At 41.0% G+C, this 22,825-nt stretch carries 23 protein-coding genes; 11 read left to right on the top strand and 12 right to left on the bottom strand.

Annotation, left to right across the window (positions count from 1 at the left end; genetic code table 11):
- Nucleotides 1-172: 172 nt before the first annotated feature.
- Nucleotides 173-2,101 (bottom strand): transglycosylase SLT domain-containing protein, encoded by a 1,929-nt coding sequence (locus AB4135_RS06255; protein ID WP_371991253.1) that lies wholly within the window; start codon nt 2,099-2,101, stop codon nt 173-175.
- A 49-nt stretch (nt 2,102-2,150) separates the two neighbouring features.
- Complete coding sequence (gene rmuC / locus AB4135_RS06260) at nt 2,151-3,644, bottom strand: DNA recombination protein RmuC (RefSeq protein WP_371991255.1); 1,494 nt, start codon at nt 3,642-3,644, stop codon at nt 2,151-2,153.
- Between the two features lie 213 nt (nt 3,645-3,857).
- Here rmuC and msrP point away from each other — a divergent pair, with 213 nt between their 5' ends.
- Nucleotides 3,858-4,880, top strand: coding sequence for a protein-methionine-sulfoxide reductase catalytic subunit MsrP (gene msrP / locus AB4135_RS06265; protein ID WP_371991257.1), 1,023 nt, complete (start codon nt 3,858-3,860; stop codon nt 4,878-4,880).
- 7 nt (nt 4,881-4,887) lie between these two features.
- A complete protein-coding gene (msrQ, locus tag AB4135_RS06270; RefSeq protein WP_371991259.1) occupies nt 4,888-5,535 on the top strand; it encodes a protein-methionine-sulfoxide reductase heme-binding subunit MsrQ in 648 nt (215 codons plus the stop codon).
- 416 nt (nt 5,536-5,951) lie between these two features.
- On the opposite strand, the gene AB4135_RS06275 is transcribed toward msrQ, so the two are convergent.
- Nucleotides 5,952-6,278 carry a hypothetical protein gene (locus AB4135_RS06275; RefSeq protein ID WP_371991261.1) on the bottom strand — a complete coding sequence of 109 codons (327 nt, stop codon included), beginning with the start codon at nt 6,276-6,278 and terminating at the stop codon, nt 5,952-5,954.
- Between the two features lie 187 nt (nt 6,279-6,465).
- On the opposite strand from AB4135_RS06275, the gene AB4135_RS06280 reads away from it, so the two are divergent.
- The 3 genes from AB4135_RS06280 to AB4135_RS06290 are packed head-to-tail and all read left to right on the top strand — an operon-like array spanning nt 6,466 to nt 9,352.
- On the top strand, nt 6,466-6,963 hold the full coding sequence (locus AB4135_RS06280; protein ID WP_371991263.1) for a putative 4-hydroxy-4-methyl-2-oxoglutarate aldolase: 498 nt from the start codon (nt 6,466-6,468) through the stop codon (nt 6,961-6,963).
- A 32-nt stretch (nt 6,964-6,995) separates the two neighbouring features.
- A complete protein-coding gene (locus tag AB4135_RS06285) occupies nt 6,996-8,813 on the top strand; it encodes an AsmA family protein (protein ID WP_371991265.1) in 1,818 nt (605 codons plus the stop codon).
- Complete coding sequence (locus AB4135_RS06290) at nt 8,813-9,352, top strand: BsuPI-related putative proteinase inhibitor (protein ID WP_371991267.1); 540 nt, start codon at nt 8,813-8,815, stop codon at nt 9,350-9,352. Before AB4135_RS06285 ends, AB4135_RS06290 begins: the two co-directional genes overlap by 1 nt.
- A gap of 88 nt (nt 9,353-9,440) precedes the next feature.
- On the opposite strand, the gene sodB is transcribed toward AB4135_RS06290, so the two are convergent.
- Nucleotides 9,441-10,025 (bottom strand): superoxide dismutase [Fe], encoded by a 585-nt coding sequence (gene sodB / locus AB4135_RS06295; protein ID WP_371991269.1) that lies wholly within the window; start codon nt 10,023-10,025, stop codon nt 9,441-9,443.
- A 224-nt stretch (nt 10,026-10,249) separates the two neighbouring features.
- On the opposite strand from sodB, the gene AB4135_RS06300 reads away from it, so the two are divergent.
- Nucleotides 10,250-10,597: a Grx4 family monothiol glutaredoxin gene (locus AB4135_RS06300; RefSeq protein ID WP_371991271.1), complete on the top strand. Its 348-nt coding sequence runs from the start codon at nt 10,250-10,252 to the stop codon at nt 10,595-10,597.
- 123 nt (nt 10,598-10,720) lie between these two features.
- Here AB4135_RS06300 and AB4135_RS06305 read toward each other — a convergent pair whose 3' ends face one another.
- Entirely contained in the window at nt 10,721-11,974 is a 1,254-nt protein-coding gene (locus tag AB4135_RS06305) for a uracil-xanthine permease family protein (RefSeq protein WP_371991273.1), read from the bottom strand.
- Between the two features lie 174 nt (nt 11,975-12,148).
- On the opposite strand from AB4135_RS06305, the gene AB4135_RS06310 reads away from it, so the two are divergent.
- Nucleotides 12,149-13,255, top strand: a complete 1,107-nt coding sequence (locus tag AB4135_RS06310; RefSeq protein ID WP_371991275.1) for a DUF2066 domain-containing protein — start codon at nt 12,149-12,151, stop codon at nt 13,253-13,255.
- Between the two features lie 72 nt (nt 13,256-13,327).
- Nucleotides 13,328-14,038, top strand: coding sequence for a DnaA inactivator Hda (gene hda, locus AB4135_RS06315; RefSeq protein ID WP_371991277.1), 711 nt, complete (start codon nt 13,328-13,330; stop codon nt 14,036-14,038).
- 70 nt (nt 14,039-14,108) lie between these two features.
- On the opposite strand, the gene AB4135_RS06320 is transcribed toward hda, so the two are convergent.
- The 4 genes from AB4135_RS06320 to AB4135_RS06335 form a co-directional block, all read right to left on the bottom strand.
- Nucleotides 14,109-16,037 carry a PKD domain-containing protein gene (locus tag AB4135_RS06320; protein WP_371991279.1) on the bottom strand — a complete coding sequence of 643 codons (1,929 nt, stop codon included), beginning with the start codon at nt 16,035-16,037 and terminating at the stop codon, nt 14,109-14,111.
- A 198-nt stretch (nt 16,038-16,235) separates the two neighbouring features.
- The gene (locus AB4135_RS06325; RefSeq protein WP_371991281.1) at nt 16,236-16,607 is read right to left on the bottom strand and encodes a DUF2069 domain-containing protein; all 372 of its coding nucleotides are present in this window, start codon (nt 16,605-16,607) and stop codon (nt 16,236-16,238) included.
- Between the two features lie 12 nt (nt 16,608-16,619).
- Nucleotides 16,620-16,970, bottom strand: a complete 351-nt coding sequence (gene arsC, locus AB4135_RS06330; RefSeq protein WP_371991283.1) for an arsenate reductase (glutaredoxin) — start codon at nt 16,968-16,970, stop codon at nt 16,620-16,622.
- Nucleotides 16,971-17,033: 63 nt separating this feature from the next.
- Complete coding sequence (locus AB4135_RS06335) at nt 17,034-18,491, bottom strand: M48 family metalloprotease (RefSeq protein ID WP_371991285.1); 1,458 nt, start codon at nt 18,489-18,491, stop codon at nt 17,034-17,036.
- Nucleotides 18,492-18,602: 111 nt separating this feature from the next.
- Between AB4135_RS06335 and AB4135_RS06340 the strand changes: the two genes are divergently transcribed.
- Both AB4135_RS06340 and AB4135_RS06345 read left to right on the top strand, forming a co-directional pair.
- Nucleotides 18,603-18,818: a sulfurtransferase TusA family protein gene (locus tag AB4135_RS06340; RefSeq protein WP_371991287.1), complete on the top strand. Its 216-nt coding sequence runs from the start codon at nt 18,603-18,605 to the stop codon at nt 18,816-18,818.
- Between the two features lie 91 nt (nt 18,819-18,909).
- Nucleotides 18,910-20,004, top strand: coding sequence for an AI-2E family transporter (locus AB4135_RS06345; RefSeq protein WP_371991289.1), 1,095 nt, complete (start codon nt 18,910-18,912; stop codon nt 20,002-20,004).
- 44 nt (nt 20,005-20,048) lie between these two features.
- On the opposite strand, the gene AB4135_RS06350 is transcribed toward AB4135_RS06345, so the two are convergent.
- Complete coding sequence (locus tag AB4135_RS06350; RefSeq protein ID WP_371991290.1) at nt 20,049-20,948, bottom strand: LysR family transcriptional regulator ArgP; 900 nt, start codon at nt 20,946-20,948, stop codon at nt 20,049-20,051.
- Nucleotides 20,949-21,070: 122 nt separating this feature from the next.
- Between AB4135_RS06350 and AB4135_RS06355 the strand changes: the two genes are divergently transcribed.
- On the top strand, nt 21,071-21,682 hold the full coding sequence (locus AB4135_RS06355; RefSeq protein ID WP_371991292.1) for a LysE/ArgO family amino acid transporter: 612 nt from the start codon (nt 21,071-21,073) through the stop codon (nt 21,680-21,682).
- A gap of 47 nt (nt 21,683-21,729) precedes the next feature.
- Here the strand turns inward: AB4135_RS06355 and bcp are convergent, their stop codons facing one another.
- Nucleotides 21,730-22,197 carry a thioredoxin-dependent thiol peroxidase gene (gene bcp / locus AB4135_RS06360; protein WP_371991294.1) on the bottom strand — a complete coding sequence of 156 codons (468 nt, stop codon included), beginning with the start codon at nt 22,195-22,197 and terminating at the stop codon, nt 21,730-21,732.
- A 17-nt stretch (nt 22,198-22,214) separates the two neighbouring features.
- On the bottom strand, nt 22,215-22,751 hold the full coding sequence (locus tag AB4135_RS06365; protein ID WP_371991295.1) for a glycine cleavage system protein R: 537 nt from the start codon (nt 22,749-22,751) through the stop codon (nt 22,215-22,217).
- Nucleotides 22,752-22,825: the final 74 nt, after the last annotated feature.

A 22,825-nucleotide genomic window follows, 5' to 3' on the forward strand; every position in this document is an offset into this window, starting at 1 on the left:
GAATAGAAGCATTGAGTCGAATCCAAAGGGCAGCGTTTCTTGGCTATTTTTACTGTGTTGTAGACTATTTGTGGAGAATAACTAAACGGCATAGCCTCCGCCTTGTCAAAATAGCCAATAAACTGCGGCAAAAAAAACCGTGAAAGATCAACAGCCCCTAGTATTGAATAGTTTAATATTGAAAAATGAGCTCTTCCTTAGACATCAACTCAGGTTGTTTTTGTTGTTTTATTTGATAAATAACTCGGTAACTGAGAACCGCTTGCACATATTCTCGAGTTTCTGTGTAAGGGATTGACTCAATAAAACTCATTACATTGAGCTTCGCATCACTCTTCTTTAGCCAAGATTTTACTCTATGGGGACCTGCGTTATAGGAGGCCGTTGCCAATACTCGGTTGTTATCAAACTGCTCGAGTAAACTTGAATAGTAGGCACTGCCTAACGCGATATTGAGTTTTTCATTATAGAGACTGCGTGTACCACGATAATTGAGTTTGGTCTTTTTAGCTGTTTGCTTTGCGGTGGCTGGCATTAGTTGCATATATCCTCTAGCGCCCACTCCAGATGTCGCATTGGGGAAATAGGCACTTTCGCGCCTTGCAATAGCCCTAATTTCATCAATATCAACCTTGTATTTTTCACTCGCGTTAGTAAATGAAGTTTGCGCCGCATATGGAAAGCGCATATCCATATCATTCCAAAGCTTAGCTTGAATGCTAGCTTGAACACCTAAGCTATGCCATTTATGCGTTACGGCGTATACGCCATAATCCCTTTGCATCTCTTTATTGTGCCTAGCTAGTAGCATTACCCATTCAGCGCGGGCATCAGATTGCTTGTCGATAGCCAATAGCTCTGTCACTCGCGCTAGGCCTTTATCACTGGCAAGCTTACTTTGACGCTCAGTAGTGCTCTGTGTGGGTTGGTGTTGCACGTTATAGACACCATTAATTACATTTGCAGCTTTAAATCCGTAGAAATTACGCTGTTTACTTAAGTCCGTAAATAACACCAAAGCGGCTTGCTGATCGAGCTTATCTTCACTCTGTTGTAATATGGTTGCACGCCAATAAGTCCAACGAGCGGTATTTTGCTTCTCTTTTGTAAGCAGCGTAATAAAATATCTAAACTGCTTTTGTTCATTGGTTCTTAGCGCCCAGCGCAATCGCATCTCAATTAAATCATCACTGTCTAGTAAGGGAAGCATAGTGTCGGCAAAGCTTTTTAACTCTTCAACTTGGTAAATGAGGGCTCTGCGTACTAGGTAACGGCTAAGTAACCGCCCCTTATAATCGCTAAAGCGATCGGCTTTTTGGTATTTAGCATACAGTTTCACTGCTTGCTTAAGATCTTTTTTCGCTAATCGTCGTAAACCTATGTCGACGATAGTGGCATTTATCTTTGCTTTACCGCTGTATTTGGATGTGTTGCGTAGCTGGCGCGGGTCTTTATAAACAGATACAAGACGTTCAGCTGCTTGTTTGTTACGGGTGACCTTTCTAGAGAGATAAGTTAGTAGACCGTATTGTCCTTGCTCAAAGCTGAGTAGCATTCTTGACCAAATCAACTCTTGGGTTTGAAAGCCTGCCTTTTTCCACTCATTAAAAAGTGGGTCACACTCTTTGGGACGAGAGCGTCCATAAAGCCACAAGTCACCAGCTCCCTTGTAAGCAAGTTGTTTATCTCCTTTTTGTAACTGCGCTCTGAGGAAATAGCATTGTAATATAATATTGTTAGGTTGTTTTGGACTAACGGCTAAAAAATCATCCCAACGTTTCTGTTGCCCGCTACGGTTTAAATATCGCGAACGTGCAGTGTTATAAAGTGGGCTGCCTTGGAATTGCAAAAAGGCTTTAGCTGCTTGGTTGCCTGGTAACTGTAATATTGAACCGATATTTTGATGAAAATCCAAATATATAGCCAATGGATAATCACCGAGCTGTTCACGCTGTTTCAAATATGTATTGAGGTTTTGCTTATCAAGCGATTTTTTTGCGTCGAGGTATAACTGCTGCTCAGACGTCAAAGTCTGAGCTACTATCGGGTACGATATTAATGTCGCTAATGCGAATAAAATGCCGCTTAACTGCTTGTGCATCTATGAATGTCCTCTATCAATGTCCCTATTGCGAGTTTTGTTGACTATATTATTGCGAGATGATTTCACCTTCAGATAAGCTTAGCGCTTTATCCAGTAACTGGGAGTCAACTTTTTTACTGGTTTCTACTCCCAACTGCTGCATCTGATGTGCTTGGCGGATCACGTTGCCTTTTCCTGATGCCAATTTATTCATCGCGTTTTGATAATTCTTGTCTGCAGACTCGATAGCACGACCTATTTTTTCCATGTCTTCTAGATAACCGCAAAGCTTGTCGTATATTTTCCCAGCTTGTTTAGCAATCAACTGTGCATTTTGATTTTGGTACTCGTAACGCCAAATATTATTAATTGTCCTGAGCGCTACAAGTAAGTTGGTTGGACTGACTAGCATGATGTTACTTTCAAGTGCAAAATTAACTAGACTCGGATCATGCTCTAAAGCGAGTAAGAATGCAGGTTCTAGCGGGATAAACATCAATACGTAATCCAAGCTCGTTAAACCATGAAGCTTTTGATAATCTTTGTTGCTTAAGCCTTTAATATGAGCTCTAACTGATACGATATGCTCCTTAATTGCTTGAGAACGTACTTCTTCATCATCGCTATTAAAGTATCGTTCATAGGCAACTAGAGACATTTTTGCATCGATAACAACATCTTTATTTTCTGGAAGGTGTACCACAACATCAGGTTTGAAGCGTTTACCATCATCATTTTTTAAATCGGTTTGGGTGTCATATTCGTGTCCTTCACGAAGGCCACTTTCCTGTAACACTCGTTCCAAAATAACCTCACCCCAGTTACCCTGCTGCTTGTTATCTCCTTTTAACGCCTTAGTCAGGTTTATTGCATCTTGACTCATTTTTAGATTGAGTTCTGTTAATGAATCTAATTGATGTTTTAGTGCACTTCGTTGGCTCTGCTCGTGGGCATATGAGGATTGTACTTGAGCTCTAAATCCCTCTAATTGCTGCTTGAAAGGGGCTAGAACACTGTCTAGTTGCTGGTTGTTTTGGTTTTGCAATTGTTCACTTCGGGCTTCAAAAATTTTGGTGGCTAGATTTTCGAATTGGTTATTTAAACGCACTTCAGCTTTTTCTAATAATTCAATCTTGTCATTTAATGCCTGTTGCTCTGCATCGTAGCGAGCAGTAATGGTTTGTTGCATCGCATTTGATTTAGAAAGCGCAAGTTGAGTTTCCATCTGCTTGCGTTGATTGTCCGCTAATGTTTGTTCAAGTTCAGCACTTCTTTCTGCCTGTGCTTGCGCTTTACCAAGAAGTTCGATGCGTTGCTCAAGTTTTTCTTGTGAAAAGGCGAGTTGCGCGTCTTTTTGATGAAGCGATTCTTTCAGTTCCAAAATCTCGCCGTTTAATTCATTTTTTGTTAGCTCAATGTCATCTAATAACTGTTTACGAACGTATTCCCATTTAACCCTTGTTTTTCGCTGATTAAAAAGAGCACCTACTAAGATAGAAAGAAATGCGATTGCGACTAAGATAATGATTTCAGGTGTAGAAAAAGCGATATTTAAAGGCATGTGAGACGGCTCTTAACATGGTAAATGAAAGGGTAGAGTGGCATGCTGGCTTAAACACTGCAAGCTTAACAACGTCTTCTTAATGGTAAATGATGAAGACGTAATCAGCTGTTAATGAGTTGTAAATGTTAGGCTCGAATGAAATCTTTTTAGTGACTGTGCGGTCTGACTAATTAGGTTTCTAAAATAATAAATTGAAGAGGTAGGCGGCCAATGAAAATAATTAGCAAAGCTGCATGGGACAAGTTTAAAGATTGCGATGTGACCCCAGAAGAGGTTTACCATGACAGGCGACGTATTCTAAAGCAGATGGGGTTTGTTGGTGCTGGAGCATTATTGTCGTCTCAGGCAAATGCAGGTGTATTTGATCTGTTTTCCAGTGATGAAGAAAAAGCAGCTTTTGCGAGGGTTGCATTGCCCCACTCAAAGCACACTGAGTATGATCATCTGCTATATGGCGATCTAACTCCTGAAAACAAGGTTATTTCACACAATAACTTTTACGAATTCGGCACCAGTAAAACCGACCCCGTTGAAAACTCACAGGGACTAAAAGTTAATCCCTGGCAATTAGTCATCGAAGGTGAAGTTGATAAGCCTCTCACGCTTGACTATGACGACATACTAAAAATGTTGCCTTTAGAGGAACGTATTTATAACTTTAGATGCGTTGAGGCTTGGTCGATGGTCATTCCATGGGTGGGCTTTTCTCTAGCAAGCTTATTAAATAAAGCTGGGGTGAAGAGTAACGCAACCCATGTGGCTTTTGAAACGCTCTATGATCCAGAGCAAATGCCAGGACAAAGGAATCGCTATAGTGGTGGTGGCATAAATTACCCATATGTTGAGGGATTAACTATTGCTGAAGCGATGACGGATCTCACCTTTATGTCTGTGGGTTTATATGGCAAAACGTTACCACCGCAAAATGGCGCGCCTATTAGGCTAGTGGTGCCGTGGAAATATGGTTTTAAAAGTATTAAGTCGATTGTGCGCATACGGGTAACAGATGGGCAGCCTAAATCCTCTTGGAATGAGTTGGCGCCGAGTGAATATGGTTTCTATGCCAATGTAAACCCAGCCGTTGATCATCCTAGATGGTCACAAGCTTCCGAAAGACGCATTGCAGAGGGCGGGTTATTTTCAGCTAAACGGATCCCCACTCTTCCTTTTAATGGATATGAAGATTCAGTAGCCGGCCTTTATCAGGGCTTAAATCTAAAAAGAAACTTTTAGGTAAAATATGAAAAGTAAGTCGTTTAAATTAACCTCAAAGTCTCTGTTTTGGCTTAAATTCCTAATGCACACCATAGGGTTACTGCCGATTGTCTACTTGGTGCTTTTAGTATTAAGTGACAAAGCAGGGGGCGACCCTGTGCAATATATTATTCACTTTACTGGCATTGGTGCGTTAAATGCCTTAGTGGCGACATTATTAATTTCGCCCTTAGCCAAGAAACTGAAGCAAGGTTTATTATTACAAACAAGGCGGCTTGTTGGCCTTTATGTTTTTGCTTATGCCAGTCTACATATTTTGGCATTTTTCAGTTTGGATCTGCTATTTGCATGGTCACTGTTTTTTGAAGAGGTTGTTAAGCGTCCTTACATCCTGGTGGGAGCGTCGGCTTACGTTCTGTTGAGTGCATTGGCAGTAACCTCTTTCAAAAAAGTAATGCGTAAGATGGGACGACGTTGGCAGAAATTACATAATGCTGTTTATTTAATTGCAATACTGGTACCTGTCCATTTTTACTGGTCCGTTAAATCCGAGATTATCGAACCGATATTGTACTTCGTTTTCATTGCTGTGTTACTTGGAGTTCGAGTACAGAAGTCGAGTTGGTGGAAGAAAAATTCGATAAAATATTTTACGAAGCAAGAAAGAGTGTAATTTCACATTAAATGGTCACTCTGGATATTATACCAATTGCATTACAAGTTTGACCATTCAACGTTTTGCTCATTTTTTACTTCAGCCGCACTAAGTGTGCGCCTCTAACTTTCCACTTCTGCTATGCATTGGTTTAAAAGGGAACAACTATTTCTTTACCAATGCGCTTTGAATTGAAAAGACTGAGGGGCTCTGAACGGGTCAAATACTTAATGCTATTGCTATTAGAGTGGCAATTTTATTTTAATCGTTAAACATAAATGACTTGAGATATGACGTTTAATAGTGGAGGAATATGTTCTAAGCAGATTATACTCTAGGGGACCCTGTAATTAAAACAATGAATAGCCCTTCCGTAGGCTGTTTCAATGGAACAAGATTTTACTTATTTTGACTGTTAGCTGTTATTTATAGTTCTAATTTGTTGCGTTTTCTTCTTGCTGTTTCATCACTTGTAACACTTCATCGTATGAGATATTAAACTGACGAGACAAATTGATAATTTTGGTCTTATAAGTTTGAATATTTTCTTGTTGTGCTAGTAATCTTTTCTCGTTCTCTACAAGTTCATTTACAGCCTCTTGTAAAATAAGTAAGCGACGTAAATTAAAATCGAGAGAGTCAATATATTTAATCATTTGTGGCTTATTTCTAGCTTGCTCGAGATCGCTGCTGGTTTTCTTTTCATAACCGTATTGGTCTAATGCAGCGATGGCATTTTCTAAATCAAGATTTTCTTTCATAGGAGTCCGAGGTAAGGAAGATTAACATTGAAAAACAGATATTGATTCAGATTATAGTTTGTAATCTAGAACTGTAAAAGGAAAATCATGTATTTTAGGCTAAAAAGCCAACTATTTGCTTGGGTTTAGGCCTGCGACCTGTCAATCTAGCTGATATATTATATGTCGTTAAAGCAAGGAGATGCTTATGCTTGATTTATTACCAGATCTATTCGACTTATACCCAGAGCGTTTATCGTTGCTACCCCCGATGTTTAAATCGTTTGGGCGCGAAGATTGTTTTTGGGGAGAAGTGGTAACAGTTAAGTGTTTTAAAGATAACTCTCTAGTTAAAGAAGAACTGTCGAAAAATGGCAAAGGGAAAGTACTCGTTGTTGACGGACAAGGAGTGACTGATTGTGCACTGCTTGGCGATATGATTGCCAAAAATGCTGAAGTTAATGGTTGGCAAGGAGTTGTGGTTTTTGGTTGTGTAAGAGACGTATCAGCCTTAAAAACCATGAAAATAGGTATACAGGCAATTGGTGTAAACCCGATTAAAACGGTCAAAAAAGGGCAAGGCGAACTTAATGTTGCGGTTGAAATATACGGCGTCATTATATCACCCCACTCATATGTGTATGCTGATCTAAACGGTATCGCAATATCTAATCAAGCTTTAGATTTATCCGTGCTAAATTTATAGTATTCGCTTTTGTTATTCAGATGGAATCTGTCATGAAATTATTAAAATGGTTTTTTGTAGCAATGTTAGGCCTAATAGCAGCGTTAGTGCTGTATATTACCTTGATTTTTGACCCCAATAATTTTAAACCGCAAATCGTAGAGGTTGTTAAAGAGAAGACCGGCCGTGACCTAGCGATTAATAGTGATCTGTCTTGGACTTTTTTCCCTAGTTTAGGCATTAAGTTAGGTGGGGTTACACTGTCTAACCCACAAGGGTTTGAGAGTGCTGCCATGGTTTCTATTACAGAAGTCGTTGCGGAAGTGTCGTTAATGCCGCTGCTGACAAAAGAGGTCGAGATCTCTCAGCTAAACTTAGATGGGCTGACATTATCTTTAGAAACCCAAAAAGATGGCCGAAGCAGCTTTGACGGGCTTACTGGTGAGGCAAAGCCTGGCGAAGTTTCAAAAGCGCCCGCCAATGAGACATCGAGCATTAGCTTATCAAAACTAGATATTGGCGGGATCTCAATTACGAATACTCAGATTAGCAATTTGGACCATCAATCTAATACCAAACAGCTACTCTCGTTAAAATCTCTGACACTAGGGCGGTTTCAATTAGATAAATTTGCACCTCTTAAGTATGAGTTGTCTGCGTCATTGCCAGATCTTAATGTTACTAGCTCAGGTGAAGGGCAAATAAAAGTCTCGCAGAACTTGCAGCAGGTTGTGATTAACGATTTTGTTGTGACAAATCTGCTGCAAGGTAAAGGGATGCCAAATGGTGAGCTTAAGGCTGACTTAACAACGTCGCTTGCAATGGCATTAGATAAAAAAACAGTGAGCCTAGTGCTAGCAAGCTTTAGTGCTGCAAATATAGAGGCAACAGGGCAGTTGGATATTGCCTACGGCAACAAGGTGCCCAATGTTGTCGCTAAGCTTGAGGTAGGAGACGTCGACTTAGATCGTTTCTTACCTGAAAAGGAAGCAGAAACCCAGAACACTAAGCAAAATAATACTAATAACAATGCGTCTGTTGAGCCAGATTTAACAGCAATGAAGTCTGTGAACTTAGACGTCAATGTAAAAGTGAAATCGGTGAAAGTTGCGAATATGAAGACTCAAAACTGGGTCTTTAAAATGGCGATGAAACAAGGTGTTGCCAACGTGAGTCAACTGTCCGCAGCGCTTTATGGAGGCACGATTAAAGCATCTGCAAAATTGGATGGTCGTAATAAAGTCGCTAAGTATGAGTTTGATAAGCGTCTAACGGGGGTCGATATCCGAGCCTTGCTTATTGATGCTGCTGAAGTTGATATGCTTGACGGGACTGCGAACTTTAATGTCGCCGGTAAAGGTAGTAGTTTATTACCTGATAACCTTAAAAAGAACTTATTAGCCAACGGAAAGTTTGAAATTGCTGATGGAGCAATTCATGGGGTGAATATTCCACAAATGATCCGAGATGCAAAAGCCAAACTTGGCGGTGATATGTCATCTAGTGGCTCTGGTGAGCAAAAGACAGATTTTACCAGTATGACCGGTTCATTTAAGGTCGCTAAAGGTGTGGTGACAAATCCAGATCTTAATATGGCATCTCCACTTATTCGCTTGACTGGTGCTGGTACTGCCAATGTTATTAATGAAGCACTGAATTATAAGTTAACGACTTCGGTTGTCGGTTCACTTGAAGGTCAGGGCGGTAACGAGAGGGATGCGCTATACGGTGTTGAGATCCCTTTTGCGATAAGTGGCACAATGTCTGAACCGAAATTTGCTCTAGATACAAAGGCTTTGTTAGATTCGAAGCTAAAAGATGAAACGAATAAACTAAAAGACAGTTTGTTTAAAAAATTCGGGGGATTTTAATGTTAAGTAAAACAGCGTTAGCCATGGTGATACTCGCAGCTACTGGTTGTTCACAAAGCAGTAGTAGCGTGGGTGAGGTTACTGATATGACTAAAAAGAGCAATGCAGATGTTTCACCAATAGTTGTCACGCCCATAAAAAGTGATGCTGAAACTCGAGCTAAATTAGCTCAAAAAGGGTTGTTTGAAGGCAAACTAATTGTTGAACATCAAACGGGCGCGGCGATGAATGTGACGCTGCAATACACCAATAGTCAGTCCTACGGTGTACCCTTAATGTTCAATTCTGGTATGACAGCAGACCTAAGGTTGTTTGATTCAACAGGAAAAAAAGTTTGGGCTTGGTCTAATGAGATGATGTTTACCCAAGCATTGAGAGAAACGGTAATGCCAGCAGGTAAAACCCAGAATGTTAAATTTCGGATTGCTGATAGTATTGCTGCGACGATTGGTAAAGGATTCTACTTACAGGCGATATTTTCCGGTCGGGCAACTGAATCTCAAACACCGGCAATGGCACCAGTGATCTATAAGTTTTAAAGCCTTTGTTTATTGAATATAAAAAATCCGGTCTCTGAAAGAGACCGGATTTTTTTTACAGCTTTATAACCGCTGAGTAACTCTAAGGTTAACCTGCGAAGTTTGCGTTAACAAAATCCCAGTTGATTAGCTCCCAGAAGTGAGCCATGTAGTCTGGACGAACGTTACGGTAATCGATGTAGTATGCATGTTCCCAAACATCTACAGTCATGATTGGAGTAACAGACTCATCTGTAAGCGGTGTCGCAGCGTTGCTAGTGTTAACGATAGCAACCGTGCCGTCTGCTTTTTTCACTAACCAAGTCCAAGCGCTACCGAAATTGTTAACTGCTGAGTCAGTGAACTGTGCTTTAAATGCATCGAAAGAACCGAATGCAGCAACGATAGCGTCAGCTACTGGGCCAGTCGCTTCACCACCACCGTTTGGCGATAGGCAGTTCCAGTAGAAAGTGTGGTTCCAGATTTGAGCTGCATTGTTGAAGATACCACCAGTAGAGGTCTTGATGATCTCTTCTAGGCTCTTCTGTGCAAGTTCAGTACCTTCAACTAAACCGTTAAGCTTAACAACGTAAGTGTTGTGATGCTTGCCGTAATGGTAGTTGATTGTTTCTTCTGAGATATGTGGCTCAAGTGCGTTTTTTGCGTAAGGTAATGCTGGTAATTCGAAAGCCATTAGTTTTCTCCGTTAACTCTTGATTGTAGTATTATGCGTTCTTGCTCACTGCGGGTCATTTTACCTAATAAACTTGTGAAGTGTATCATTGTTTATTCGAAACAGTCGATTATCTCAATCGATTAATTCTATTAGTAAATATCCATGCTAAAAGTAGGTTTTTGTTCTGGCCTATACTGGCGTACAATAGGGCAACGCAATGTTGTATAACCCAGGAACGAAAAATGGAAACAGTTGATAAAATCAAGCAGCAAATAGCCGAAAACCCAATTATTGTATACATGAAAGGCTCACCAAAGTTACCAAGCTGTGGTTTTTCATCTCAGGTCGCACAGATCATGATTAACTGTGAAGAGCAGTTTGCTTTTGTTGATATTCTTCAACACCCTGATATCCGTGCCGAGCTTCCTAAATATGCGAACTGGCCAACGTTTCCACAATTATGGATCGAAGGCGAATTAATCGGCGGCTGTGACATCCTTACTGAGATGTTTCAAAAGGGTGAGTTAAAGACCCTTATCAAGGAAACAGCCGCAAAATATAAAACTGAAGACGAACAAACAAATAGCTAATCAATAGCTGCTATAAAAAAAGCCCTGAATATCATTGATATTCAGGGCTTTTTATTTGGGATATAGATTATAGTTAATTTAATGCAAGTGCTCGCTGCATTGCGCTAATCATCGGAGTGCGATTTAGATTTGGTCTAAATCATCACTGACAATCTTTTCATGAGACGCTGCATTATCGGGCAGTACCAGATTCATTAATATGGCGATGATGCCACACAAGCTAATTCCGGTAAGGCTAAAGGAGCCAATACCAAAAGCCATACCACCAATACCAAAGACTAAAGTTACCCCTACAATACTTAAGTTACGTGGCTCATTCATATCGACGTGATTCTTGATTAATGAATTGAGACCTACCGCAGCGATTGAGCCGAACAGTAAGCACATTATTCCACCCATAACAGGTACTGGAATCGTTTGCATCAGTGCGCCTAACTTGCCAACAAACGCTAACAAAATGGCAGTAATAGCCGTCCATGTCATGATCACTGGGTTAAATGCTTTTGTCAGTGTTACTGCGCCGGTCACTTCAGAATAAGTCGTATTTGGAGGTCCACCAAATGCTGATGATGCAATTGTTGCGACACCATCACCCGCTAATGTTCGATGCAGACCTGGTTTCTTGATGAAATCTTTTCCGGTTACATTCGATATAGCTAGAATATCGCCAATATGTTCAACTGCTGGGGCGATTGCGACGGGGATCATAAACAGAATCGCGTGCCAGTTAAATTCAGGTGCGACAAAATTTGGCATCGCTATCCAGCTGGCATTTGCTACAGGCGAGAAATCAACAATACCAAAAGCTAAACTTAGACCGTAACCAACTGAAATACCGGCAAGGATCGGCATCAGTTTTAGCATTCCTTTTGCAAAGATAGCGACGGCTATAGTTGTAAATAGTGAAGCTAAAGAGATAATCAAAGCAGTATTTTGCTCAACTAATATTAAGCTGCCGTCACCTGTTTTGCCGATTGCCATATTAACGGCGACTGGTGCTAAACCTAAACCAATTACAATGATAACGGGTCCAACAACCACAGGCGGTAACAGACGTTTAATAAAGCCAGCCCCTCTGATTTTTACAACCGTTGCCAGTAATACATACACGAAACCCGCCGCCATGAGCCCCCCCATTGTTGACGGGATCCCCCATGTTTGTACGCCATACATAATTGGCGCGATAAAGGCAAAGGAAGATGCTAGGAAGATTGGAATTTGACGTTTAGTTATCAATTGGAAAAGAAGTGTCCCGATACCTGCAGTAAATAGTGCGACATTGGTATCTAAACCTGTTAACAAAGGCATTAATACGAGTGCACCAAATGCTACAAATAGCATCTGGGCCCCCTGTAAAGGGAGTGTAAGGTATTTCATTATTATTCTCTTATTTTAATAAACTTAACAATCATATCTTTATGAAACAAAATTTACAGCGATTTTGTTCAAACAACACTGATCTTAAGGGAGAAAACTTGACGCTATAAAATTCCTAATTACGCCGACTGTGGTACAATTTAGTTAACTGTGTCGTTTGTTGAAGCCTATAATATGCTTAAAACTGTCTGTCGTTACATGATGATGTTGCCCTTGTTATTTTGTTTTTCAGCTGGATCTGCTGAAGTATACAACCTAGACGAAAGCCTAGTACCTGTGGACTCAAGGGCTAAAAATTTGAGAAGTCAGGCGATAAAACGGGGCTTGAAGGAAGTTGTATTAAAAAATACAGGAACTCAGAGCGCATTAACTCACCCAGAAGTGGTGAAGCAACTAGCTAATGCTAGCGCAATGATGACACAGTATGGATATCAAGATTTGGATGGTGAGTTATTCATTAAGGTAAGTTTTGACCACAAACGTCTGATCAGTTTGTTACGTCAAGCAGGTTTACCCGTTTGGGGGAAACAACGTCCACTGACACTAGTATGGTTAGTTGAAGAAATTGAGGGTGAAAGAAAGATTTTAAATGATGCTTCAACATCGATCACTCGCACATCATTTGATACACAATCATCCAATCGTGGTGTGCCTTTATTGTTCCCGTTAATGGATCTAGATGACTCTATGCAGGTTGGGGTTAACGATATTCGTGGCCAATTTACTGCTAATGTGGCAAATGCATCCCTCAGATATCAAGCTAACTACTTTATAATGGCAACGATCTCTCCACAAGGTGCCGTTTATCGTTATCAGATGTCACTGTATCCAAGAGAGTTAACCGCTGGCGCTAGCCAATACACTCCATCGACGAGTCATAGTGGCGAGTCTGCAAGTGTAGAGCAAGCGGTTACCGATATTACAGCTGCGGCCAGTGAGTTTTACGTAAGCCAATACGCAATTGCTGACTCGGGCGAAAAGCTGACAACAAAAATTAGCTTTACTGATGTAAGTGAAATGAAGCAACTTGTCGAAATTGAAAAGTATTTAAATCAATTAAGTGCTATCAAAACGGTAACTGTAGCAAGTATTGAAGGAATGACAGTAGAGTTTAACTTAGGCCTTTTTGGTAATGAAGAGGATTTGCACCGGTTAATGAATCTCGACCCCCGCATTGAATCTATAGCTAATGGCACAAGTGATAATATTGTGTACGCCAACTTTGGTAGCGAGACCAATACCAATAAACCGACACAGATCTACTATTGGAAGGGGCAATAACTCCCAATTTACGGGTGCGCATGCTAATATGTGCACCTAAATTGAAATACTGCGTTGTCGAGAAACTCCTGAGTGAAATCAAACTCACCATTACAATTATCGCTACCTGTTCATCTACCAGATGATGAGACCTTTAACAGTTATTATCCAGCTGCAGGTAATGATGAACTGATCCAAAGTTTACAAGCTTGTGCTGAAGGTCGAGCCGAAGGGGCTGTGTTTATTTGGGGCCCTGAAAAATCAGGTCGAACACACTTAATGCATGCTGCATGTGCCCACGCTAACGAGCTTAGTCGAAGTAGTTTTTACATTCCACTTGGGATCCATGCCAGTATTTCTCCTGCCTTACTAGAAGGCTTAGAAAAAATTGATTTGGTGTGTATTGACGATGTGAATGCGATAGCAGGGCATCCCGTCTGGGAAGAAGCCATATTTGATCTCTATAATAGGATCTCAGAACAAAAGACTTGTTCGTTAGTTTTGAGCGCGAGTGTCTCCCCAAGTGATACCGGTTTTGCTTTGCCGGATCTTATATCTAGAATGCAATGGGGGCTTAACTATCAGCTGCAACCAATGGCAGATGATGAAAAGTTAGCCGCATTGCAACGGCGTGCTGCAATGCGTGGGTTACAGCTTTCAGAAGACGTTGGTCGTTTCTTGTTAAATCGTTTAGCTCGAGATCTAAGGACATTGTTTGATGTTCTCGATCGTTTAGATAAAGCTTCTATGGTTCATCAACGTAAATTGACGATACCGTTTATCAAAGAGATGTTGCGCTTATAGCGGTGATTTACTAGCAACAAAAAGCCCAGTGAATACACTGGGCTTTTTGTTGGGCGGTTTTATCACCTGTTTAATCTACGGGTAACTGGTGCCTGCTACCACTTAATGTTACTGCTGGAGTATTTGCTGGAACGGTGAACGCTACTCGATTAACGCTATTCTTAAGTGCCGGGGAAATAACAAGGTTTTCAGACCAAGTTGCGCCTTGCGCCATAGGAATGGGTTGAGGTAAATTTTTAACGAGTGTTGTTGCATCAAGCTCTGGAAATATTTCACTAATAACAAAGGCAGCTCTATTTTGCAGCGAATCGTCGCCAACTCTGCCTCTTTGGCCCCAATCAACTGTAATGGTATCTGCTGAAACAGCATCTGGCTTATCGGTTACACCTACATCCCTTTGAATACCGAGTCTGTGACTCATCATTGCCTCTTCAAATAGCATCGCCGCATCTTCTCTGCGTGTTGAGAATGCATAGTAATCAGATGCTGTATCAGTAGAAAAGAAGCTGCTGATATCACTCGGCATGTATGACTTTTGTTGCGCTGTTGCCGATTCACCTCTAAAGCTGACATTTGCCAAACTCGCCATTTCAGCGCTGTTTAATGGGTATTTAGCTGTTAATTGGTCAGAAACCAGCAATTGTTGACTATTTCTTGTTTCATAATCGTCCAATAGTGTCGGTCCCTGAAGAGCAAGGTGAATACTTCGGGGGAAAAAATCATTGGCGTGGGCGAGTTCGTGATAGAGCAGGGATGCTAAGTCTGGCTGCATCTCAGCGGGGGTGCGGTTAATGCGTGTACTGCGTGGGGTAACATAGGAAGTATATTGGTTATTCTTTACATAGCGCCATGGCATTAGAAACTGTAATTCATTGCCAAAACCGCTGCGATAATCTGGTGCTTCATTGATGGTATCCCTTTCTTCTGCAAGCAGCCATAAATCGTTCGGGTCTAGGTAGATTGCGCCTGTGGCGACCCAATAGAATGAGGGCCGTACATCGTAGCTAATAACAATCGCGGTAACTGATTGAAGTAAGGTGGCAAAGTCGCTATCCGCGTCTAAGTTATCTAGAAAATACTCGAAATTCTCCCCCATCCATTGGTGTGAAACTAACAGTCTATCTAGTATCTGTTGCTTACCACTGTTCGATTCCTGTCCGATAAGTGGTAATTGCTCTATGGTGCAACTTTGTTGTAACTGGTTGGAATAGACGCAATCGCGTAATATCGATTTATAGGGCGAATTAGGTTGATAACTGAATGTTCGCGCGATTGGAGAGTCGAAGTATGGCGAGGTAATAGGCGCTTCTTTGGTTATAAGTATATGCACGTCATCAGAGCTTTGTTGGCCATTAATAGTTGCAGATGCTCTTAAAATAGCAAAAGTATCTTGGTCAACATTCGGCGCCGTAAATAGCGGGTTTTCTAAATTAGAAAGATCGACATTAATGTTTGGACCAGCCGCTAAGCACCAACTAATATTTTCTGGAGTTGCTGACGGTGGCGTATCAATCCTAAAACTAACGCCGCTTCCCATCGTTACTTGATGATCAACTCTTATCGCTAATTGGTTTGTTTGACCATCAATAACGTCAATTGTAGCAATAGCACTGTATGAATTATTTTCACCGGTCGCGATGAGTTCAAATTGATAACTACCACTTGTTGAAGCGGTAAAAGCGAGCATTGGGCTGTTAGTCGATTTTAATACCAATGCATCACCAGATTTTTGAGACCAGCTAAATGTGTAATTTGAACTCTCAGCACCGTTTACTGTTGCCGCAATTACAGCTGGTTGTAATGAGTGATAACTTGGTTCTATATGAAAAATTATATTAGATGAACTGGATTCTTGTAAGAGGTTAGATTGAACTTCACATCTTACAAGTTGATCGGTAATTGGCGGGGGAATTAAATCACTATCTGCATTATCACTGCTTCCACCACATGCAGTTAGCGCGAGTATACTGAGTAAAATCAGTTGATTATTGCTTAACATTACCTGACCTCAAATTTTTATTGTTATTATTGCTTTGCTATTAATCAAATATAGCATGCAGTTTGTTTTTTCTACATATTTGTCTGCTTTTTATGGTGCAATAACAGTGACTAGACTGTTTAGAACAGGAAGTTAAGAAGTGAGGAGATATTTAGTAAATAGAAAGGCTGGCAGATACCAGCCTATGGCTGTTGTTGATTACTTTTTCTTTTTTTTCAGTCCAAGCCCCAATTCGCGGCCTCTGATCCGAGCGTAAAACGGAAAACCAATCAGTAGTACGCCGATTAACAAGGATTCGATAACGGCGAACGCTAAGTTGGTCTCTGTAACATAAACTAACGTAAGCGCATGCAGCATGTATAAACACAATATAAAACTTGCCCAGGCGTAAGTATAAGGTTTACCCGTTAAAATCCCTTTCAAAGGAAGCAACAGCGGGATTAACCATAACAGGCTAAATATCATCGAGTATTCGCCTGATATGCCTTGCTGAATAAACCAGTAGCTCAGCATTATGACTAAAAGAACATACCCAGTACGACATAATTTAAAAAGGGTGGATGACTCCATTTACTTGCTCTCTTATAAAATGGTTAAAACATTTTCTGGTGGGCGACCGATAGCAGCTTTATCGTTTGCCAATACAATAGGACGTTCGATTAATTTAGGCGTATCGGCCATCGCTTGGATTAACTGCGCGTCAGTAACATTTTTATCTGCAAGGTTTTGCTGCTTGTACTCATCCTCTTTCACTCGCATCATCTCTCTCGGGCTAACCCCAAGTTTTGCTTGAATGCTGCTGATTTCAGTGGTTGAAAGTGGCGTTTTTAAATATTCTATTATCGTAATGTCGCAGCCTTGCTCTTCAAGCAATGCAAGGGTTTGTCTGCTTTTTGAGCATCTTGGGTTATGGATAATATTTACGTTTGTCATAGTTATTTTTAACTTCTGCTAATTTTGCCAATATCATACTTTAAATGGTGATATGAGTCACATTTACTGTAATGACTCCATCGCTCTGTCTGCTTGTCTAAATTGTCTAATCCTAGCTTCTATACGAGCTAACTGCAGTGGATTCTCTTTTGACTGCTTATAAGCGAAATTAAGCTGATCAATGGCAGTCTTATAATCGGCTGCGAGCGCTAAGGATTCAGCTTTGACAAAGTGTTCCATCGCCTTGTTGCCATTCTTTTTATAGGCTTCTGTTAGCAGAAAATATGCAAGTTGATCTTGCTTGTCGAGAAAAATCAGATCTTCTAGTAACGGAATCGCTTTTTCAGTTTGATCATTCTCAATATAAACGTTGGCCAAGTTGGTGTTAACAACACTTGAAGTCGGTTTTATTTTTTGCTGCTTTAATAACAGCGAGATAGCCGACTTGTAATCACCTTTTTGAGTCAATATATCTGTTTTTGTATCAATAAAAAATAGATTGTTAGGCTCGCTAGCCAACAACTCATCGATGATCTTTTCTGATTCTTCAAATTTATCCATTCTAAAAAGAGCAAGGGCTTTACCGTACTGCGCTGCACTTTTAAATGTATAACGATGATGTTTCAGTTGTTTCTCAAATATCGACAATACAGCGGCCTCGCTGTAGCCAGAGAACCTTACTTGGATCCGCGCTTTTGCTAATTGGAAGTCCAAATTGTCCGGAACATGCCGCAATGGATATTGCTGTGCTCTAATTCTCGCTTCGGAAATTCGAGATTCAGGTAATGGGTGAGTGAGCAACATTTGCGGTGGTTTGGTGGTAAACCTGTAGCGCGTTGCCAGTTTACCAAAAAAATTTGCCGCACCATTTGGATCAAAGCCTGCATCAACTAAAATTTGCATACCGATTCGGTCAGCTTCTTTTTCATGCATTCGGGTGTAGTTAATTTTAGCCTGTGTAGACAATGCTTGGGTTGTTGCTAGTGCTGCCATACCTGCTTGTGGTGATGCGATGGTAAGAAGAATCGCGCCAAGCATGCCAGCAATTGTTGCTGTCGAACTTTTTTGCTGTGCTTCTAACGAGCGCGCTAAGTGGCGTTGAGTAACGTGAGTTATTTCGTGTCCAAGTACAGAAGCGAGTTCACTTTCAGTGTCAGCATTGAGAAACAAACCTGTATGTACGCCTACATGACCACCAAAAAATGCAAATGCATTTATCTCATCATTACGTAGTAAGAAAAAATAGAAAGGCGTTTTAACCCCAGTTGCATGGGCGACGAGCTTGTTACCTAGCTCTGTTAAGTACTGATTCAATACTGGATCATTGAGCATCGGTGCAGATGATCTAATCACGCGCATATACGCATCACCATACTCGGTTTCTTTTTCTAAACTGAATGTATTGACTGCCGCTGTACCTAAATCAGGAAGGTCGTTATTGGCGTAGGTAACAGGTGAGGCTGCTAAGGTAAATGCCAATGTCCCTGCAATAATAGATTTGGAAAAAGTTAATTTGCTCAAGCGGATCCTTAAATTGGGCTATGCTTTTCTTGTTGTAAGGCCACAATGCTTGCTTGTGGTTTGCATTGCTTATTAGGATAATAGCCTTAGATTGTTTATAGCAAGTTGATTATGATTATTATTGATTTAACAGCCTTTCGTTGTCCATTGCCACTCGTAAAAGTTAAATTGGCTTTAAAGCAGATCGACAGTGGCGAAAAACTAAGGGTTTTGTTATCAGACCCCGGTTCTAAGCAAGATGTTCCCCGTTTTTTAAAAAAAGTCGGTTATCATCACCAAATAGTACAATCTAAAGAGTCAGTTTTAGCACTTGAGATCACTAAGTAAAGTGACTTTAAACTGTTTTACATTTTAGGTGTAGAACATCTTTTTTATCGACACGAGTACCAAGCACTCGCTGTCGCATTAGGGTAAATGAATGTTAACAATCTTAAGTCGTTGGTATAAAGAACGTTTTAGTGATCCACAAGCTGTTACTTTAGTGCTTATTCTGGTTGGTTTAGCACTGGCTATCTATTTCGCAGGTGGCTTACTCGCGCCGTTATTAGTTGCGCTTGTACTCGCTTTTCTATTGGAGTGGCCTGTGGCGCAGATGGCACGCATCGGTATTAACCGTACTCCGGCTGCTTCATTAGTGTTGATTCTGTTCATTGGTTTAATGTTACTGATCAGTTTTGGTTTGATCCCAAGCCTCTGGAAACAGGGTGTTAGCCTGATAGGTGACCTGCCAAGTATGATTGATAAAGGGTTATTTACTGCACAGCAGTTTATAAACCAGTATCCGCAATTTGTTAACCCAACACAGTTAGACACCATGGTCGCCGAACTGAAAAAAATGCTCGATACCCAACACCTATTGGATATCGGCAAGCAGTTACTCGGTTATTCAGCTTCGTTGTTAGTGTTAATGGTATACGCGATATTGGTGCCACTATTGGTGTTTTTCTTCTTAAAAGACAAAGATGAGCTATTGCGTGGTAGTAAGCGGTTCTTTCCTTCCAACCGTGATTTGGCACGCAAAGTTTGGAATGAGATGCATCAACAGATCTTTAATTATATTCGCGGTAAGATCATCGAAATTGTCATTATCGGTGTGGTAAGTTACGCCTTCTTCGCTGTGATGGATCTAAGATATGCAGCACTGCTAGGGGTATTAACGGGTCTGTCGGTTTTAATCCCTTACGTAGGTGCAACGCTGGTGACATTACCTATCGCATTAGTTGCATTTTTCCAGTGGGGGATCAGCTCAGAGTTTGGTTACTTGATGATCGGCTACGGTATTATCCAAGCATTGGACGGTAATTTACTTGTGCCTATTCTCTTTTCCGACGCGGTTGATTTGCATCCAGTATTTATTATCGCGGCTGTATTAGTGTTTGGAGGCCTGTGGGGAGTATGGGGTGTTTTCTTTGCTATACCGTTAGCGTCACTCGTTAAAGCGGTTATCAACGCATGGCCCGTTCATGGTGCTTCTGCAGAGCAAGTCGTCGAAGCTGATCCTTTGGTTAAATAAGTCAGCTGCTACATCGAAAACATAAAGGGGCTGATGCCCCTTTTTCATTCGGGATTAATGAGTAAGTGGCGTGCAGTGGCTGCTAGCGAACGATAAACGATAGTTGTTTGTTTAGCTTTTATGTTCCAATGTTGCCAATAAAGCGGGACTTGCATTCGTTTACCTGGGAATACTTCGATTAAGTCACCACTTTCCATTAATGGTTTTGCTTGCAGATGAGCCACTAAGCCATAGCCTAAGCCCATCGTTATCGCTTCGAGAAAACTTTCAGATGAAGGGATTTTATGCTCTCGTGTACTGCCTTCGTTGATACCAAAATAAAAATTTAGAAACTTATCGTGAAGCTTATCTTTGGTGGAAAAGACCACTGCTGGGGCTTTAAGTATCGAATCGGGCTGCTGGGTCAATTGCTCAAAGTACTCGGCGATAAAATCTGGGGTTGCGACACACATGTATTCCATGTTGCCAAGGTATTCACTACTGCAGCCCGCCATAGGTGATTGGCTGGTGGTTACACAGCCAACCGCGTCACCACTTTTTAGCAAATGATGGGTGTAGGCTTCATCGTCAACAACCAGTTCTAATAGCCATTTGTGACGTTTAAATACTTCAGTCAGAGCGGGTAAAAACCAAGTGGCTAAACTATCAGCATTGACGGCGATACGCACAACCGTCGGCAATGATGGGTCATCAACGTTCATTTCAGTGCGCAGTTCACTCTCAAGTAACTGTACTTGTGCATAATGCCTCAGCAGTCTCTTCCCCATATCAGTGGCATACACAGGTGTAGCGCGAACGACTAGGGCTTGGCCTACTTTGTCTTCGAGTTGTTTTATCCGTTGTGATACGGCTGACTGGCTAATGAAAAGGAGCTTAGCAGCCTTATCAAAACCGCCTTGTGATACCACTATCGATAGTGCTTTTAAATGGGCGTAATCAAACATAGGAGACTAAATGAACGGTTATAAGTTTTGCTAATGATACATAAATTTAATTAGTTGTACTTATTTTTATTGGAGGAATATTCTGCTCGCTAATTCTTAGTCTTTATATTTCAGGTAATTTCATGCAAACAGCATTCATTCAGGGAATGGCAATTGGTGGCAGTCTCATCATGGCAGTTGGGGCACAAAACGCATTTGTGTTAAAGCAGGGCTTAAAGCAATCTCATTCATTGCCTATCGCTGCTCTGTGTTCTTTTATTGATGCCATAATGATTACTGCAGGCGTTGCTGGGCTTGGGCATCTTATACTGGCCTTTCCTCTGATCAAAGATATCGCCAGTTTTGGTGGTGCTATCTTTCTATTTATATATGGTTATGGAGCGTTGAAATCGTCTTTTTCAGAGCAAATAATGGAAAATGAGCAAGAGTTAGCCGCTGATAGTCTCAAAAAAGCAGTTATAACCACATTAGCAATCAGCTTTCTTAATCCACACTTGTATTTAGATACCGTGGTACTGCTAGGAAGCATTAGTGTGCAGTTTGAAGGCACGGCAAAGCAATGGTTTGGAGCCGGAGCGGTGTTGGCATCATTTGTATGGTTTTTTAGCTTAAGTATTGGTGCTCGCTACTTAAGTCCAATATTTCAGAAGCCTAAAGCATGGTGCTACTTGGATCGATTCATCTGCCTGACAATGTGGTCTATTGCTTTGGCTTTAATATATCCATACTTTTAAAAAAATAAAAGGAGCTAACGTAGCTCCTTTTATTTAATCAGTATTATCTACTCGGCTAAAAAGGAAAGTACCACTTCGTGGTGGTCTTTGGTTTTAAACTTATTGAACATGTGGGCAATATTGCCATCTTGTCCAACTAGAAAACTTAGGCGGTGGATACCGTCATAAATTTTACCCATAAACTTTTTCTCACCCCAAACACCAAATGCATCGGCGATTGCGTGGTCTTCATCACTTAGCAGTGAGAAGTTGAGTGATTGCTTATCGGAGAATTTTGCGAGCTTTGCGACTGGATCTGGACTAATGCCCAACACTGTCACAGATAGATCATTAAGCTGTGGCTGACTGTCTCTTAAGCCACAGGCTTGCACTGTACACCCAGGTGTAGATGCTTTTGGGTAAAAGTAAACCAACACCGGACCTGTCAGTAATGCTTCTGTTAAGCTGATAGTCTCATTACGTTGATTTTGTAGGGTAAACTGTGGCGCTTTATCGCCTACTGTTAAGGTATGCATATCTTTTCCTTATATTTTTAGCTGTCTATGCCTTGCATATGCTCCAAAGTACACTCTAGTGACAACTCTTTTGCGAGTTCATGCATACTGATTTCAAGCTTTTCAAGATCGACTTTTTCAGGGACATTGATTGTCAATGAGATATTTTGAGTCGGTTCACCTGTGTCATCTTCTTCAGCATGGGACTTTACCGCCCCTAAATCTAATGAACGATCGGCGAGAAACTGAGTTATTTTCTTCATGGTTCCACGTTGGTCAAAACCACTGAAGTTAACTTCTAAGCGAGAAATGTAATTTTTAGGTGTGTGTTTAGCTGTCCGTTTCATCACTGTCATCAGTTCTAGCTCAACACTTAAGCTAGGCAAGGTTGATTCCATCTTGGTGATAGAAGGCCATGAGCCAGATAACATCATAATTAAAGTGAATTCATTACCGAACAACGCCATGCGACTGTCGACGATGTCACAATCACATTCACTTGCGAGTCGAGCAAATTTACTCACAATACCTGGACGGTCGGCCCCCATTGCTGTTACGACCAAGTGGTTGGACATTTAATACCCCATTTTTATATTAGTTAGCCCAAAAAATAAGCATTTTGATGATGCTTTTTTTTCATGGTCAGCAA

This window comes from Shewanella sp. 10N.286.54.B9, assembly GCF_041468565.1.
Classification (GTDB): Bacteria; Pseudomonadota; Gammaproteobacteria; order Enterobacterales; family Shewanellaceae; genus Shewanella.

What these genes read in the sequence shown, in the direction of transcription:
- msrP (WP_371991257.1), top strand. Translation starts at nt 3,858, where the DNA reads ATGAAAATAATTAGCAAAGCTGCATGGGACAAGTTTAAAGATTGCGAT.
- AB4135_RS06305 (WP_371991273.1), bottom strand. Translation starts at nt 11,974, where the DNA reads ATGAAATACCTTACACTCCCTTTACAGGGGGCCCAGATGCTATTTGTA.
- AB4135_RS06350 (WP_371991290.1), bottom strand. Translation starts at nt 20,948, where the DNA reads ATGTTTGATTACGCCCATTTAAAAGCACTATCGATAGTGGTATCACAA.
- AB4135_RS06310 (WP_371991275.1), top strand. Translation starts at nt 12,149, where the DNA reads ATGCTTAAAACTGTCTGTCGTTACATGATGATGTTGCCCTTGTTATTT.
- AB4135_RS06300 (WP_371991271.1), top strand. Translation starts at nt 10,250, where the DNA reads ATGGAAACAGTTGATAAAATCAAGCAGCAAATAGCCGAAAACCCAATT.
- sodB (WP_371991269.1), bottom strand. Translation starts at nt 10,025, where the DNA reads ATGGCTTTCGAATTACCAGCATTACCTTACGCAAAAAACGCACTTGAG.
- bcp (WP_371991294.1), bottom strand. Translation starts at nt 22,197, where the DNA reads ATGCATACCTTAACAGTAGGCGATAAAGCGCCACAGTTTACCCTACAA.
- AB4135_RS06365 (WP_371991295.1), bottom strand. Translation starts at nt 22,751, where the DNA reads ATGTCCAACCACTTGGTCGTAACAGCAATGGGGGCCGACCGTCCAGGT.
- AB4135_RS06340 (WP_371991287.1), top strand. Translation starts at nt 18,603, where the DNA reads ATGATTATTATTGATTTAACAGCCTTTCGTTGTCCATTGCCACTCGTA.
- AB4135_RS06325 (WP_371991281.1), bottom strand. Translation starts at nt 16,607, where the DNA reads ATGGAGTCATCCACCCTTTTTAAATTATGTCGTACTGGGTATGTTCTT.
- AB4135_RS06280 (WP_371991263.1), top strand. Translation starts at nt 6,466, where the DNA reads ATGCTTGATTTATTACCAGATCTATTCGACTTATACCCAGAGCGTTTA.
- AB4135_RS06320 (WP_371991279.1), bottom strand. Translation starts at nt 16,037, where the DNA reads ATGTTAAGCAATAATCAACTGATTTTACTCAGTATACTCGCGCTAACT.
- AB4135_RS06275 (WP_371991261.1), bottom strand. Translation starts at nt 6,278, where the DNA reads ATGAAAGAAAATCTTGATTTAGAAAATGCCATCGCTGCATTAGACCAA.
- AB4135_RS06290 (WP_371991267.1), top strand. Translation starts at nt 8,813, where the DNA reads ATGTTAAGTAAAACAGCGTTAGCCATGGTGATACTCGCAGCTACTGGT.
- AB4135_RS06255 (WP_371991253.1), bottom strand. Translation starts at nt 2,101, where the DNA reads ATGCACAAGCAGTTAAGCGGCATTTTATTCGCATTAGCGACATTAATA.
- msrQ (WP_371991259.1), top strand. Translation starts at nt 4,888, where the DNA reads ATGAAAAGTAAGTCGTTTAAATTAACCTCAAAGTCTCTGTTTTGGCTT.
- arsC (WP_371991283.1), bottom strand. Translation starts at nt 16,970, where the DNA reads ATGACAAACGTAAATATTATCCATAACCCAAGATGCTCAAAAAGCAGA.
- AB4135_RS06285 (WP_371991265.1), top strand. Translation starts at nt 6,996, where the DNA reads ATGAAATTATTAAAATGGTTTTTTGTAGCAATGTTAGGCCTAATAGCA.
- AB4135_RS06345 (WP_371991289.1), top strand. Translation starts at nt 18,910, where the DNA reads ATGTTAACAATCTTAAGTCGTTGGTATAAAGAACGTTTTAGTGATCCA.
- AB4135_RS06355 (WP_371991292.1), top strand. Translation starts at nt 21,071, where the DNA reads ATGCAAACAGCATTCATTCAGGGAATGGCAATTGGTGGCAGTCTCATC.
- rmuC (WP_371991255.1), bottom strand. Translation starts at nt 3,644, where the DNA reads ATGCCTTTAAATATCGCTTTTTCTACACCTGAAATCATTATCTTAGTC.